At 71.6% G+C, this 14,490-nt stretch carries 13 protein-coding genes and 1 pseudogene; 3 read left to right on the forward strand and 11 right to left on the reverse strand.

From position 1 onward, the window contains the following. The first annotated feature begins 234 nt into the window (after positions 1-234). Together AC51EU_RS18135 and AC51EU_RS18140 are read left to right on the forward strand one after the other, a co-directional pair. Positions 235-894, forward strand: coding sequence for a hypothetical protein (locus AC51EU_RS18135; RefSeq protein ID WP_496268038.1), 660 nt, complete (start codon positions 235-237; stop codon positions 892-894). 154 nt (positions 895-1,048) lie between these two features. Then, positions 1,049-1,897, forward strand: coding sequence for a thioredoxin domain-containing protein (locus AC51EU_RS18140; protein ID WP_496268026.1), 849 nt, complete (start codon positions 1,049-1,051; stop codon positions 1,895-1,897). 84 nt (positions 1,898-1,981) lie between these two features. Here AC51EU_RS18140 and AC51EU_RS18145 read toward each other — a convergent pair whose 3' ends face one another. The 5 genes from AC51EU_RS18145 to AC51EU_RS18165 all read right to left on the reverse strand — a co-directional run bounded on the left by AC51EU_RS18145 (position 1,982) and on the right by AC51EU_RS18165 (position 6,770). Continuing rightward, positions 1,982-2,578: a dienelactone hydrolase family protein gene (locus AC51EU_RS18145; protein ID WP_496268027.1), complete on the reverse strand. Its 597-nt coding sequence runs from the start codon at positions 2,576-2,578 to the stop codon at positions 1,982-1,984. 159 nt (positions 2,579-2,737) lie between these two features. After that, positions 2,738-4,333, reverse strand: a complete 1,596-nt coding sequence (locus tag AC51EU_RS18150; RefSeq protein WP_496268028.1) for a Na+/H+ antiporter — start codon at positions 4,331-4,333, stop codon at positions 2,738-2,740. Between the two features lie 117 nt (positions 4,334-4,450). After that, positions 4,451-5,392 (reverse strand): RluA family pseudouridine synthase, encoded by a 942-nt coding sequence (locus AC51EU_RS18155; RefSeq protein WP_496268029.1) that lies wholly within the window; start codon positions 5,390-5,392, stop codon positions 4,451-4,453. Between the two features lie 47 nt (positions 5,393-5,439). Further along, complete coding sequence (gene lspA, locus AC51EU_RS18160) at positions 5,440-6,045, reverse strand: signal peptidase II (RefSeq protein WP_496268030.1); 606 nt, start codon at positions 6,043-6,045, stop codon at positions 5,440-5,442. 113 nt (positions 6,046-6,158) lie between these two features. Continuing rightward, positions 6,159-6,770 carry a TraR/DksA family transcriptional regulator gene (locus AC51EU_RS18165; RefSeq protein ID WP_496268031.1) on the reverse strand — a complete coding sequence of 204 codons (612 nt, stop codon included), beginning with the start codon at positions 6,768-6,770 and terminating at the stop codon, positions 6,159-6,161. A gap of 459 nt (positions 6,771-7,229) precedes the next feature. Here AC51EU_RS18165 and ileS point away from each other — a divergent pair, with 459 nt between their 5' ends. Then, positions 7,230-10,379: an isoleucine--tRNA ligase gene (ileS, locus tag AC51EU_RS18170; RefSeq protein WP_496268032.1), complete on the forward strand. Its 3,150-nt coding sequence runs from the start codon at positions 7,230-7,232 to the stop codon at positions 10,377-10,379. Positions 10,380-10,609: 230 nt separating this feature from the next. Here the strand turns inward: ileS and AC51EU_RS18175 are convergent, their stop codons facing one another. The 6 genes and pseudogenes from AC51EU_RS18175 to AC51EU_RS18200 form a co-directional block, all read right to left on the reverse strand. Continuing rightward, complete coding sequence (locus tag AC51EU_RS18175; protein WP_496268033.1) at positions 10,610-11,704, reverse strand: DivIVA domain-containing protein; 1,095 nt, start codon at positions 11,702-11,704, stop codon at positions 10,610-10,612. Between the two features lie 49 nt (positions 11,705-11,753). After that, on the reverse strand, positions 11,754-12,047 hold the full coding sequence (locus tag AC51EU_RS18180) for a YggT family protein (RefSeq protein WP_496268034.1): 294 nt from the start codon (positions 12,045-12,047) through the stop codon (positions 11,754-11,756). Positions 12,048-12,114: 67 nt separating this feature from the next. Further along, a complete protein-coding gene (locus AC51EU_RS18185) occupies positions 12,115-12,735 on the reverse strand; it encodes a cell division protein SepF (protein WP_496268035.1) in 621 nt (206 codons plus the stop codon). Between the two features lie 122 nt (positions 12,736-12,857). Next, a complete protein-coding gene (locus AC51EU_RS18190; protein ID WP_496268036.1) occupies positions 12,858-13,586 on the reverse strand; it encodes a YggS family pyridoxal phosphate-dependent enzyme in 729 nt (242 codons plus the stop codon). A 3-nt stretch (positions 13,587-13,589) separates the two neighbouring features. Next, entirely contained in the window at positions 13,590-14,321 is a 732-nt protein-coding gene (pgeF, locus tag AC51EU_RS18195; RefSeq protein WP_496268037.1) for a peptidoglycan editing factor PgeF, read from the reverse strand. Positions 14,322-14,333: 12 nt separating this feature from the next. Beyond that, positions 14,334-14,490 (reverse strand): annotated as a pseudogene (locus tag AC51EU_RS18200) (cell division protein FtsZ); the annotation flags it as partial.

A 14,490-nucleotide genomic window follows, 5' to 3' on the forward strand; every position in this document is an offset into this window, starting at 1 on the left:
ACGAGGACGGTTTCGCCGAGCTGCTGGCGGACCGCGCGCACGCCCTCGGGGCGCGTGCCCGCGCCGACCACCGGATCTTCGTCGACCTGCTGCGCGAGGACCGCGTCCCGGGCGCGTGACGGGGCCGAGGGGCCGGATCACGCCATGATCGTCAGGAGGGAGGGGCGGGGCCCGAGAGTCTTTCTCCGCCCTCTTAGGCGCGGCTTACCACGGACCATGGCACACTCGCTTCCCATGGACCTCTCGGCGGCACCTCTGCGGGCCTTGCGCGCGGCGCTTTTCACGGCGCTGTGCGTGACGCTGTCCGCGACGTCGCACGTGCTGCTGTCCCGGATGCCGCTGCCGCTCACCACCGTCGCCGCCCTGTCGGCCGCCGTGTTCGCCGTCGCGTACGCGCTGGCCGGAAGCGAGCGCGGGTTCCGGCGGATCGCGGCCCTGCTGGTCCCGCTGGAGCTGGCCGCCGACACGGTCTTCAGCATCGGCCAGCACACCTGCTACGGGCAGGCGGGCGGCCCGGTGGCCGGCCCGCTGCGCTCCCTGGGCGTGAACCTGCTCTGCGGCGGCGGGGACGTCGGCTCCCCCCTGGTCCCGTTCGCGACGGGCCACCACCCGCCCCAGGTCACCTGGGTGCTGCTGCTCGCCGCGCACCTGCTCGTCGGGCTGCTGGCCGCCGCCTGGCTGCGCCGCGGCGAGGCGGCCCTGGCCCAGCTGCTGGGAGCCGTCGCCGCCTTCGCGTTCCGGCCGCTGCTGATCGCGGTGGCGGTCGTCGGCGGGGTGTCCGCGACGCTGCGGCCCTTCCGTTCCGTCCCGCGTGGCGGGCCGCCCGTCCGGGGCGTGCCGCTGCTCGTGCACTGCGTCGTCCGCCGCGGGCCGCCGCGCGCACCTGCCGTCTGACGCCCTCCGGGCCGGCGGCCTCCGCGTACCGCCCCCTCAGGGGCGGGTACGGCTACCCCAGCACGCGCAGCACCCACCCCCGCAGCCCCGCCCCGGGACCGCCCCCGTGTCCCGGCGGGCGGGCGGCTGCACGGACTTCACGGAGCAGGACACCATGAGCAACCGCAACAGCCAGGCCAACAAGCAGGCAGCCCGCGAGCGGCTGCGCGCCGAGCGCGAGCGGCAGGCGAAGAAGGACCGCATGCGGCGGCAGCTGACCGTCGGCGGCGCGATCGTCGCGGTGCTGGCGCTCGCCGGCGGCATCGGCGTGGCGGTCGCCAACGCGGGCGGCGACGACGCCTCCGGCACGGACGCGGGCGGCGCCTGGGCGAAGGCCGCCAAGGCCAAGCTCGTCAAGCCCGCCAACACCTCGGGCGACAAGGGCACGACCGTGGAGATCGGCAAGAAGGACGCCAAGAACACCCTGGCGCTCTTCGAGGACGCCCGCTGCCCCGCCTGCTCCGGCTTCGAGCAGGCGATGGGCGAGCAGATCCAGAAGGACATCAAGGACGGCAAGTACAAGGCGACCTTCCACCTCGGCACGTTCCTGGACAACGCGCTCAAGGGCACCGGTTCCAAGAACGCGCTCAGCGCGCTGGGCGCCGCGCTGAACGTCGGCCCGGACGCGTTCTTGAAGTACAAGGAGGCGCTGTTCTCCAAGGAGTTCCACCCCGAGGAGACCGGCCCGGACAAGTTCGCCGACGACAGCTACCTGATCAAGGTGGCGGACACCGTTCCGGCGCTCAAGGGCAACGCCGCCTTCCAGAAGGCGGTCAAGGACGGTACGTACGACCGGTGGGCGCTGGAGATGTCCGACTCGTTCAACTCGTTCAAGGACGTCACCTCCACCCCGACGGTGCAGCTGAACGGCACCGCCATCGGCAACCAGGGTGAGCGGGGCGTCGTCGCGCCGTCGACGCTGCCCGAGTTCAACTCGATGGTCGACAAGGCGCTGAAGAAGTAGGCGCCCGCTCCCCCGGTTCCGCCGGGTCCGGCCGCGGCCGGACCCGGCGGTCGTGGTTTCCGGGCGTGCGGACGCCGGTCGCGGCTACAGTCCCGCGACGAAGTCCAGTGCCACGTTCCAGGCGCGTTCCGCCGCCTCGGCGTCGTGGTCGGGCAGGTCCGGGTCGGTGAAGAGATGGCCGGCGCCGGGGTAGCGGAAGACCTCGACGTCCGCGCCGGCCCGCCGCATCCGCAGGTACCAGGCGGTGAGCCAGTCGTGCGGCTCGAACGGGTCGGGGTCGGCGACGTGCAGCTGCACCGGCAGCTCGTCGGTGGCGGCGTCGTCGGCGATGTCGGAGGTGCCGTGGAACAACAGCAGGCCGCGCGCCTTCTCGTCGGCGAGCGCGAGGTTCTGCGCCACCGCGCCGCCGAAGGAGAAACCGGCATAGACCAGTCCGCGGTCCGAGTACGGCGCGACGGCCGCCACGGCCCTGCGCAGCAGCTCCTCCTTGCCGATCTCCTCCTTGATCGCCAGGCCGTCGGTGGTGGTGTCCGCGGTGCGTCCGCCGTACAGGTCGGGAACGATCACCTCGTGTCCCGCCGCCCGCAGCCGGTCCGCCGCGGCGCGCACCGCCGGACGCGGCCCGTACACCGAGTGGAACAGCACAATCGTCGAGGTCACGGGCTCGCTGGTGGCCGGCACTGAGATCACTTCCCTGTCGTTGGATCGCACTGCCCCCATCGTGCCAGCTGCCGTCGGCAGTGCCCGCACCCCCGCCCGGCGCCGGTGGCGTACGTCCCCGGCGTCATACCACCGTCGTCCGCCCGGAGGCAGGCGGGGGTGTGACGACGGACCCGAGGGTCAGGGCGTGCCGCGCAGGCTGCGCATGTCGAGCTGGCGCAGTACCCGGTCGACGATCTCCGGGTCCACTCCCGGTTCGCTGCGCGCGGCCAGCACCTCGTGGCGGGCGGCGGACAGCAGCTCGCCCTGGATGCGCTGCACCTTCTTCATCCGGGCGATGCGCTTGTCGAAGTGCTCGCGGCGCTCGTCGTCGACGATGTCCGGGGCGATCCTGGCGCCGATGTCGAAGGCGCGGCGGGCGAGCTGCTCGCTGATCTCGTCGGGCAGCTCCTCGACCGCCATGATCTCCTTCAGCCGGCCTTTTCCGGCTTTGATGACCCGCAGCGCCAGCTCCCGCTCCTGCGCCTCCTCGGCCTCGCTGTCGGCCTTCACCCGCAGCCGGCGCACCAGCCACGGCAGGGTCAGGCCCTGGACGAGGAGGGTGGTGAGCACCACCGCGAACGCGATGAAGAGGATCTCGTCGCGGGCGGGGAAGGCCCCGCCGTCGTCGACGGTGAGCGGGATGGCCAGCGCCAGCGCCACGGAGGCCACCCCGCGCATCCCCGACCACCACATGATCACGGTCTCGCGCCAGGTCATCGGGATGTCCTCGTCGATGTCGCTGCGCTTGTGCATCCGCTTGGCCAGCCAGGCGGCGGGCAGCAGCCACAGCAGCCGGACGGCGACGACGACGGCGACCACGGCGGCGGCCCCGCCCAGCAGCTCGGTCCAGCGCGCGGAGGCGGCGCCGAAGATGTTGTGCAGCTCCAGGCCGATGAGGCCGAAGGCGACGCCGGTGACGAGGGTGTCGACGATCTCCCAGAAGGTGTAGCCGGCGAGCCGGCCCATCACGTCGTCGGCGTCGACCGCGTACTCCGCGAGGAAGAGCGCGGTGGTCAGCACGGCGAGCACGCCGGAGCCCTGGAACTCCTCGGCGAGGACGTAGGCGACGAACGGCACCAGCAGCGTCAGGCCGATCTGGAGGGTGGGGTCGCCCAGCACGTTCATCAGCTTGTTGGCGACCCAGCCGAGGACCAGACCGACGGCGACGGCGACCACGGCCGACAGGAACAGGGAGCCGACCGCCGCGGGGGCGGAGAAGGTGCCGCTGAGGGCCGCGGCCAGGGCGACGTGGTAGAGGACGATCGCGGTGACGTCGTTGAACAGGCCCTCGCCCTCCAGGATGGAGACCATGCGGCGGGGCAGTCCGAGCTTGCCGGCGACGGCGGTGGCGGCGACCGGGTCGGGCGGGGCGACCAGCGCGCCGAGCACCACGGCGGCGGCCAGCGGCATGCCGGGGACCACGGCCTGGGCGACCGCCGCGACGGCCGCCGTGGTGGCGAAGACCAGGGCGACCGCGAGCAGGAAGATCGGCCGGATGTTGGCGGTGAACTGCCGCCAGGAGGTGCGCTGCACCGCCGCGTAGAGCAGGGGCGGCAGCACCAGCGGGAGGATGAACTCCGGTGGGATGTCGACGTTGGGGACGAAGGGCAGCAGGGCGAGGACGGCACCCGCGAGGGTCATCAGGACCGGCGAGGGAAGCCCCAGCCGGTCCCCGACCGGGACCATGACCACGGCCCCCAGGAGTAGGACGAACAACAGGGCCAACTGGTCCACGGTGGTAACGCTCCGGAGTCCGAATCGATCATTTTCCGCCTTAAGCGTGCCATGACCGTCGAACAATCGGAGGAACGCGGTCCGTCCGCCGGGCTCCGGGGACGGACCGCACCACCGTCAGTAGCTCTCGTCCCGCACCGTGTCCAGCGCGTGCTGGAGGTCGTCGGGGTAGGCGCTCTCGAACTCGACCCAGCCGCCGTCGGACGGGTGCGAGAAGCCCAGCCGCACGGCGTGCAGCCACTGCCGGGTCACCCCGAGCCGCTTGGCCAGCGTCGGGTCGGCGCCGTAGGTCAGGTCACCGACACAGGGGTGGCGGTGCGCCGACATGTGCACCCGGATCTGGTGGGTGCGGCCGGTCTCCAGCTTGATGTCGAGCAGGCTCGCCGCCCGGTACGCCTCGATCAGGTCGTAGTGGGTGACCGACGGCTTGCCCTCGGCGGTCACCGCCCACTTGTAGTCGTGCTGGGGGTGCCGGCCGATGGGGGCGTCGATGGTGCCGCTCATCGGGTCCGGGTGCCCCTGGACCAGCGCGTGGTAGCGCTTGTCGACGGTCCGCTCGCGGAACTGCTGCTTGAGCAGGGTGTAGGCACGCTCGGACTTGGCGACGACCATCAGGCCCGAGGTGCCGACGTCGAGGCGGTGCACGATGCCCTGCCGCTCGGCGGCACCGGAGGTGGAGATGCGGTAGCCGGCCGCGGCCAGACCGCCGATGACGGTGGTCCCCGTCCAGCCGGGGCTCGGGTGGGCGGCCACCCCGACGGGCTTGACGATCACCACGACGTCGTCGTCGTCGTGCACGATCTCCATGCCCTCGACGGGCTCGGCGATGATCTCGACCGGCGCGGCGGCCGGCGGCATCTCGACCTCCAGCCAGGCACCGCCGTGCACCCGCTCGGACTTCATCACCTCGGCGCCGTCGACCCGGACCTTGCCGGCCGCCGCGAGTTCGGCCGCCTTCGTCCGTGAGAAGCCGAACATCCGGGCGAGCGCGGCGTCGACGCGCTCGCCCTCCAGGCCGTCCGGTACGGGCAGGGTGCGGATCTCGGGAAGCGTGCTCACCCCACGAGTATGGCAGTCCGGCCGTGGTGCCCCGCGCCCCGCGCCCGTCAGTCCTTGTGGACGGTGCCGTCCGGGTCGAGTCCCCGGAAGGAGAGGATCACGATGAGGACGCCGCCGCAGACGATCGCCGAGTCGGCCAGGTTGAACACCGCGAAGTGGGCCGGCGCGATGAAGTCCACCACCGCGCCCTCGAAGACGCCCGGCGAACGGAAGATCCGGTCGGTGAGGTTGCCGAAGGCACCGCCGAGCAGCAGCCCCAGGGCGATGCCCCACGGCAGGCTGTAGAGCTTGCGGGCGATCCGGGCGATCACCACGATGACCGCGGCCGCGATCAGGGTGAGGAAGATCGTCAGGGCCTCGCCGATGCCGAAGGCGGCGCCGCGGTTGCGGATCACGGTGAGCCGGAGCAGGCTCCCGACGACCTCGATCGGCGCGTGGTTCTCCAGCTTCGCCACGACCAGGAGCTTGCTGCCCAGGTCCAGCAGGTAGACGATGGCCGCCACCACGAGCAGGGCGCCGATCCGCCGCTTGCCGCGCGCCGTGCCCTCCCCCGGCTCCGCCGGCCGTCCCCCCTCGGTCCCCTCCGCGGGTGCCGCCCCGGAGCCCGGCTTCCCGGGGTCCGGCGTACCGGTGATGCCTTCCGCCTCTGCCACGTGTGCGTCCCTCAGCCCGTCGTTTCCGCGGCCAGGCCGCGCCTGGCTGAGCACGAGGGTACGACACACCCTCACGGCCGGTGCGGGTACGGGTCACCCGCCCCGCGGGCCCGTCAGCGCCTCTCCTGCTTCTGCTTGCACTCCACGCACAGCGTGGCCCGGGGGAACGCCTGCATCCGTGCCTTTCCGATCGGTTTGCCGCAGTTCTCGCAGAGCCCGTAGGTGCCCGCGTCCAGGCGGCCCAGCGCCCGTTCGGTCTGGTGCAGCATCTCGCGGGCGTTGGAGGCGAGCGCCAGTTCGTGCTCCCGGGTGATGTTCTTGCTGCCGGTGTCGGCCTCGTCGTCCCCCGCGCCGTCGCCGGAGTCGCGCATCAGCCCCGCGATGGCGTCCTCGGACGCGGCGATCTCGGTGCGCAGCCGCGCCACCTCCGCCAGCAGGACCCGGCGCGCCTCCGCGACCTCCTCGGACGTCCAGGGGTCCTCCCCCGGGCGGACGGCCAGCTCCTCGGGGGCCGCGGCCAGCGGGACGCCCGTCCCCTTCGTCGCGGCCGCCGCCGTCTTCTTCGCGGCACGCTTCACCGGGGCCTTCTTCGTCGTGGCCTTCGCCGTGGCCTTCTTCGCCGCGCCGGCGGCGGTCTTCTTCGCGGCCTTCTTCGCGGCGGGCTGCTCCGCTTCCGCCGCGTCCGGCGTCGTGCTCTTCCGCGCGGCGGTCTTCTTCGTCACCATGGCCGCGACCCCTTACATATGTGATCTTGTTCGCAAATCGTGTCGGGAACGATAAATCGCTACACGGCACGCGGCAACGGGACGCACCGCCCGTACGCCCGCTCCGCCCCGCCGCGGGCCGCCCCGTTCGGGTCCCCCGTCCCCGGGGGAATTCCGTTCGGCCGCTGCCGTCGGTGCCCCGTACACTGGGCGCAGCGAAAGGCGTCGATGGGACGAGTAGCGTCGAACGCAGCCATCAGCGATCCGGGGACGGTGCGAGCCCGGAGGGCGTGCCCGATGTGAAGATCAGCCCGGAGCCGCCGGAAGAAAGCCCCCGTGGGACGGCGGGCGAGTAGAACCGGCAGCGCGACCCCAATGAGGGGGCGGTGCCACGGCGCCGCCAAGGAGGGTGGTACCGCGGGAGCAGCAGCTCTCGTCCCTCCGGACGGAGAAGCAGCAGGTGTCCGCCGGAGGAACCCGATGAGTCCGCAGCCCCGGTACCGACAGGTACCCGCCCAGGTCGACCTGCCCGCGCTGGAGCACGCCGTGCTCGACTTCTGGCGCGAGCAGAAGATCTTCGCCCGTACCCTCCAGCAGTCCGAGGGCCGGCCCGAGTGGGTCTTCTACGAGGGACCGCCGACCGCCAACGGCATGCCCGGCGCCCACCACATCGAGGCACGGGTCTTCAAGGACGTCTTCCCCCGCTTCCGCACGATGCAGGGCTACCACGTCGACCGCAAGGCCGGCTGGGACTGCCACGGCCTCCCGGTCGAGCTGGCCGTGGAGAAGGAGCTGGGCTTCAGCGGCAAGAAGGACATCGAGGCGTACGGCATCGCCGAGTTCAACGCCAAGTGCCGCGAGTCGGTGACCCGCCACACCGACGCCTTCGCCGAGCTGACCACGCGGATGGGCTACTGGACCGACCTGGACGCCCCCTACCGCACGATGGACCCCGACTACATCGAGTCGGTGTGGTGGTCGCTGAAGGAGATCTTCTCCAAGGGCCTGCTGGTCCAGGACCACCGCGTCGCCCCCTGGTGCCCCCGCTGCGGCACCGGCCTGTCCGACCACGAGCTGGCGCAGGGCTACGAGACGGTCGTCGACCCCTCCGTCTTCGTCCGGCTCCCGCTGACCTCCGGCCCGCTGGCCGGCGAGGCCGCGCTGCTCGTCTGGACGACCACCCCCTGGACCCTGGTCTCCAACACCGCCGTCGCCGCGCACCCCGACGTCACCTATGTCGTCGCCACCGACGGCACGGAGCGGCTCGTCGTCGCCGAGCCGCTGCTGGAGAAGGCGCTGGGCGAGGGCTGGACGGCCACCGGCCGGACCTTCACCGGCCGGGAGATGGAGCGCTGGACCTACCGCCGCCCCTTCGACCTCGTCGAGCTGGAGGGCGCCCACTTCGTCGTCAACGCCGAGTACGTCACCACCGACGACGGTACGGGTCTGGTCCACCAGGCCCCCGCCTTCGGTGAGGACGACCTCAAGGTCTGCAAGGCGTACGGTCTGACCGTCGTCAACCCGGTGCGGCCGGACGGCACCTTCGAGGAGGACCTGCCGCTGGTCGGCGGGCAGTTCTTCAAGAAGGCCGACGAGGCGCTGGTCGCCGACCTCGACGCCCGCGGGCTCCTCTTCCGCCACCTGGCCTACGAGCACAGCTACCCGCACTGCTGGCGCTGCCACACCGCGCTGCTCTACTACGCCCAGCCGTCCTGGTACATCCGCACCACCGCGGTCAAGGACGCCCTGCTGCGGGAGAACGAGAACACCAACTGGTACCCGGACTCGGTCAAGCACGGCCGGTTCGGCGACTGGCTGAACAACAACATCGACTGGGCGCTGTCCCGCAACCGCTACTGGGGCACCCCGCTGCCCATCTGGCGCTGCGAGGAGGGCCACCTCACCTGCGTCGGCTCGCTCACCGAGCTGACCGAGCTGACCGGCACCGACCAGTCGGGCCTCGACCCGCACCGCCCGTTCATCGACGAGGTCACCTTCGCCTGCCCGACCTGCGCGGGCACCGCCACCCGCGTCCCGGAGGTCATCGACGCCTGGTACGACTCGGGCTCGATGCCGTTCGCGCAGTGGGGCTACCCGTACCGCAACAAGGAGCTGTTCGAGAAGCGCTACCCGGCGCAGTTCATCTCGGAGGCCATCGACCAGACCCGTGGCTGGTTCTACACGCTGATGGCCATCGGCACCCTCGTCTTCGACAAGTCGTCGTACGAGAACGTCGTCTGCCTGGGCCACATCCTCGCCGAGGACGGCCGGAAGATGTCCAAGCACCTGGGCAACATCCTCCAGCCGATCCCGCTGATGGACCAGCACGGCGCCGACGCGGTCCGCTGGTTCATGGCGGCCGGCGGCTCCCCGTGGTCCGCCCGCCGGGTCGGCCACGGCACGATCCAGGAGGTCGTCCGCAAGACGCTGCTGACCTACTGGAACACCGTCGCCTTCCAGGCGCTGTACGCCCGGACCTCCGACTGGGCGCCGTCCGCCGCCGACCCGGCGCCGGCCGACCGCCCGCTGCTGGACCGCTGGCTGCTCGGCGAGCTGAACGGCCTGGTCGCCGACGTCACCGAGTCCCTGGAGTCGTACGACACCCAGCGCGCCGGCAAGCTGCTGTCCGCCTTCGTCGACGACCTGTCCAACTGGTACGTACGGCGCTCGCGCCGGCGTTTCTGGCAGGGCGACGCGGCGGCGCTGCGCACCCTGCACGAGGTCGTCGAGACGGTGACCCGGCTGATGGCCCCGCTCGTCCCGTTCATCACCGAGCGGGTCTGGCAGGACCTGGTCGTCCCGGTCACCCCGGACGCCCCGGAGTCGGTGCACCTGGCCACCTGGCCGGCCGCCGACCGCGAGCTGGTCGACCCGGCGCTCTCCGAGCGGATGCGGCTGGTGCGCCGGCTGGTCGAGCTGGGCCGGGCCACCCGCGCCGAGTCCGGTGTGAAGACGCGTCAGCCGCTGTCCCGTGCCCTGGTCGGCGCCACCGGTTTCGGTGACCTCTCCGAGGACCTGCGCGCCCAGATCGCCGAGGAGCTGAACGTCAGCTCGCTGGAGTCGCTCTCCGAGGTGGGCGGTTCCCTCGTCGACACCACGGCGAAGGCCAACTTCCGGGCGCTGGGCAAGCGGTTCGGCAAGGGCGTCCAGGCGGTCGCCAAGGCCATCGCCGGCGCGGACGCCGCGGCCCTGTCGCTGGCGCTGCGCTCCGGCACGGCCACGGTCGAGGTCGACGGCGAGACGGTCACCCTCGCCCCGGACGAGGTCATCATCACCGAGACCCCGCGCGAGGGCTGGTCGGTGGCCTCCGACTCCGGTGCCACGGTCGCGCTCGACCTGGAGATCACCCCGGAGCTGCGGCGTGCGGGCCTGGCCCGTGACGCGATCCGGCTGATCCAGGAGGCGCGCAAGAACAGCGGTCTCGATGTCGCCGACCGGATCGCGCTGCGCTGGGAGTCGTCCGACGCGGACGTCCGTACGGCGCTGGGCGACCACGCCGCGCTGATCGCCGACGAGGTGCTGGCCACCGCGTTCACCGCGGAGCAGGACGCGGAGGGGGCGGCGGACGGCTTCGGCGAGCCGTTCACCGACGAGTCCCTGTCGCTGACGTTCCGTCTCCGCAAGGTGTGACGGGGTAACGGCTTCCCGTCCGACGGCCCCCGGCGTGCGCGCCGGGGGCCGTCGGCGTTTCCGGAGGGGCTGTTTCCCGCCACTCGTACCGGTGACCCCGCGCCCTGTCCTCCATCTCAGGACCCTCACCCTTACCGGGGACGCGTCGTCACGTCAAAGGGCCGGGCCCCGAGGGGAGTTCCCTCGGGGCCCGGCCCTGATTGCCGACGTCCGCGCGCTGCGCGCGGCGCCTAGTTGTCGTCCTCGTCGATGAGGAAGCCGCGCATCGGCGACGGCGCCTGCCCCATCGGCTGCGGGCCCTGCGGCCGCACCGGAGCCATCGGCTGGGTCATCGCCGGCGACATCTGCTGCTGACCGCCGTACGACGGGCCGCCGGACGAACCGTGGCCGCCGCCCATCGGCTGGTTCCCACCCATGGAGTGGTTGCCGCCCATGGTGCCCGCGCCCGCCGAGGCCATCGACGGGGACGGCGGCAGCGAGGCGGTCGCCGGGGTCCGCTGGGGGGCCAGCGAGTCCTCGGCCTGGTTCTCCAGCTGGCGCAGCTGGCTCTCCAGGTACGACTTCAGACGCGTGCGGTACTCGCGCTCGAAGCCGCGCAGGTCCTCGACCTTGCGCTCCAGCGTGGCGCGGGCGGACTCCAGGGAGCCCATCGCGACGCGGTGCTTCTCCTGCGCGTCCCGCTCCAGCGCGTCGGCCTTGGCGCGGGCGTCCCGCTCCAGGCCCTCGGCACGGCTGCGCGCCTCGCCGACGATCTTGTTGGCCTCGGAACGGGCCTCCGCGATCGCCTGGTCTGCGGTCTGCTGTGCCAGCGACAGCACGCGTGCGGCGCTGTCACCGCCGGGGCCGCCCTGCTGCGGCGGCTGAGGCGGCATCTGCTGCGGTCCGCCGGGGCCGCCGAGGGGGCCGCCCATGGGGCCGCCCTGCCCCATCGGACCGGGGCCGTGCGGGCCCTGGGGGGCGTGGGCGTTGGGACCGGCCGGCAGCTGGGGTGCTCCACCGGGCAGTTGGGGAGGACCAGGCATCCCCTGCTGCTGCGGCGGCACCGGCTGCGGACCCGATATGGCGGCGGGCACCGGGGCCCCCGGACGCTGCTGCTGCTCCTGCTGCTGGTCGGGTCCCTTGCGCATGCCCTGCTGCTGGTTCTGCGCGGCGGCCCGCGTCGCGGCGGCCAGCTTGGCGCGCAGGTCCTCGTTCTCCCGCAGGAGACGGGTCAGTTCGGCTTCGACCTCATCGAGGAAGGCATCGACCTCGTCCTCGTCATAGCCTTCTCGGAGGCGGACGGTCGTGAACTGCTTGTTCCGCACGTCCTCGGGGGTCAACGGCATCTCTACTTCACCTCAACGTAGTCGTCGGCAATCGGCAAGACCGTATCGTTCACACCAACAACACCGACCTCACGACGGTGATCAGGATGTACACGATGATCATCAATACGAAGAAGGACAGGTCGAGCGCCACGCCCCCGAGACGCAGCGGCGGGATGAGCCGCCGCAGAAGCTTGAGTGGCGGATCGGTGACAGTGTAGGCGGCCTCCAGAATGACCACCATCGCCTTGCCGGGTTGCCATGAACGGGCGAACTGGAACACGTAGTCCATCACCAGCCGGAAGATCAGCACGAACAAGAAGCAGTACAGCGCGATATAGATCACTTGACCAGCGACACTCATCTCGCGCCGTCCCTCTCCCCTTGCGTTGTGCCGACCCTCGCGGCGTTGGTGTGCCCGGTGTTGCGTCTCAGCTTTGGTTGAAGAACCCACCCTCTGCGATACGGGCCTTGTCCTCCGCCGTGACATCGACGTTAGCAGGAGACAACAGGAAAACCTTCTGCGTCACCCGCTCGATGCTGCCGTGCAGACCGAAGACAAGACCCGCCGCAAAGTCGACAAGTCGCTTCGCGTCGATGTCGTCCATCTCCGTGAGATTCATGATCACCGGAGTGCCCTCACGGAAGTGTTCCCCGATGGTACGGGCTTCGTTGTAGGTCCGGGGGTGAAGCGTGGTGATGCGGTAGGGCTCCCGCTCGGACACGGCCTTGGGCATGATCACCGGTGCGTTCTTCTCCAGGTTCGGACGGTCGGGTGTGATGGATGCCACGGGGGCGATTCGGGCGGGTCGTCCGCTTTCCGCCGGGAGCGGAGCGGGCTCGCGCTGCGCGGGAGGCTGCACGGATCTGACCGGTTCCTCCCGTTCCGGGCGTGTCTCCGGCTGCACTTGGTGCTGTTGGTGCCGTCCTCGCTCCGGTTCCCGGTCAAGCTCGGGCTCGAACTCGTCGTCGGGGTCGAAGCCCCGGCCGTCGTACCCATCGTCCTCCACGAGGCCGAGGTAGACCGCCATCTTGCGCATCGCGCCGGCCATTCTCTGCGTCCTCCGCTCTGTGGTGGATCGGCTCCGTCACCGGGGGCCGTGAATCCACTCGGTCTGCCCGCTTGTTGCGGGAATGACCATATTTTGTGCTGTGGTCCGACTTCTTGGCGACGTTACCCGAGGCGCGGACGGACTCCGAGTACCGCGGTGCCGATGCGCACATGTGTCGCCCCGGCGGCCACCGCGTCCTCCAGGTCCGCGCTCATCCCCGCGGACACCATGGTGGCAGCAGGATGTGCGGCGCGCAGGTCGGACGAGATTTCCATCAGCCGTTCGAAGGCGGCGCGTTGGCGCCCGGCGTACGGACCCGTCAACGGCGCGACCGTCATCACACCGTCCAGGCGCAGCCCTTGGGCCGACGCGATCGCGTCGGCGAGCCCGGCCACGCCGGCCGGCGCGACCCCGCCGCGGTCGCCGGTGGTCCGCTCGGCACCTTCCTCCACGTCCAGTGCCACCTGGACCAGGCAGCCGATCTCCCGTTCCGCGCGCACCGCTTCCTTGGAGAGGGCGGTGACGAGCCGGGCGCGGTCGACCGACTGCACCATTCCCGCGTAGCGGGCAACGGACCGTACTTTATTGGTCTGCAATTGACCAACAAAGTGCCACGTCAGGGGCAGATCGGAACATTCCGCGGCCTTGGGTGCCGCGTCCTGATCGCGATTCTCCGCGACATGACGGACCCCCAGTTCGGCGAGGAGCCGGACATCACTCGCGGGATACGTCTTGGTGACCACGATCAGGTTCACCTCGTCCCGCCGGCGGCCGGCGCCGGCGCACGCCGCGGCGATCCGCTCCTCCACCCGCGCCAGATTGTCCGCCAGTTGCGTCCTACGGTCCGTCACAGCTCAGCCGTCCAGCCATACGTAGCTCGCGAGCCGCCCGGTCGTGCGCTCGCGCCGATAAGAGAAGTGGTCCGCCGATTCGAGGGTGCAGATGTGGGAATGCTCACGGGCCGTCACCCCGGCCCCGGCGAGCTGGGCCGCGACCCCCGCGGTGACATCCACGGAGGGGGTGCCCCAGCTGGTCTCGGACCAGGCCCCCGGCGCGACGGACGCGACGGACTCGCGCAGCTCGGCGGGCACTTCGTAGCAGCGTCCGCACACCGCGGGCCCGGTGTGCGCGACGATCCGCGCGGCGTCGGCCCCGAGCGCGGTCATCGCCTCGACCACCGCCGGGACCACCCCGGCGACCAGCCCCGGGCGTCCGGCGTGCGCCGCTCCCGCGACGCCCGCGACCGGGTCGGCGAGGAGGACCGGCACGCAGTCGGCGGTCAGCACCGCGAGGGCCAGGCCCCGGCGGGCCGTCACCACCGCGTCCACGCACGGGACCTCGCCCGCGTCCCACGGTCCGTCGACCACCGCGACGTCCTTGCCGTGCACCTGGTTCATCCAGACCACGGCGTCCGGCGCGAGACCGAGTTCCTTGGCGGCCAGGGCGCGGTTGGCGTGGACGGCCTCCCGCGCGTCACCGACCGCGCCACCGAGATTCAGCTCATCGTACGGAGCGGCGCTCACCCCGCCCCACCTGTCGGTGAAGGCGAAGTGCGCGCCGCTCGCGTGGTGCTGTTGCCCTATCACGTGGTGCTTCGGCTACTTCAGGAAGTCGGGTACGTCCAGTTCCTCGGCCGTGGTGTCCGAGTACGGACGGGCCGGGGGAACCTGCGGAGCGGCCGGCGGCTGCGCCGGGACCTCACCGAGGGAGGAGGACTCGGCCGGGGCCGGCTCCTCGTCCCGGACCGGCACGGAG

Source organism: Candidatus Streptomyces philanthi, assembly GCF_059553635.1.

Bases quoted from the DNA above. Each gene is read 5' to 3' on its own strand.
- AC51EU_RS18135 (WP_496268038.1), top strand. From the start codon at position 235: ATGGACCTCTCGGCGGCACCTCTGCGGGCCTTGCGCGCGGCGCTTTTC.
- AC51EU_RS18140 (WP_496268026.1), top strand. From the start codon at position 1,049: ATGAGCAACCGCAACAGCCAGGCCAACAAGCAGGCAGCCCGCGAGCGG.
- AC51EU_RS18165 (WP_496268031.1), bottom strand. From the start codon at position 6,770: ATGGTGACGAAGAAGACCGCCGCGCGGAAGAGCACGACGCCGGACGCG.
- ileS (WP_496268032.1), top strand. From the start codon at position 7,230: ATGAGTCCGCAGCCCCGGTACCGACAGGTACCCGCCCAGGTCGACCTG.
- AC51EU_RS18175 (WP_496268033.1), bottom strand. From the start codon at position 11,704: ATGCCGTTGACCCCCGAGGACGTGCGGAACAAGCAGTTCACGACCGTC.
- AC51EU_RS18180 (WP_496268034.1), bottom strand. From the start codon at position 12,047: ATGAGTGTCGCTGGTCAAGTGATCTATATCGCGCTGTACTGCTTCTTG.
- AC51EU_RS18185 (WP_496268035.1), bottom strand. From the start codon at position 12,735: ATGGCCGGCGCGATGCGCAAGATGGCGGTCTACCTCGGCCTCGTGGAG.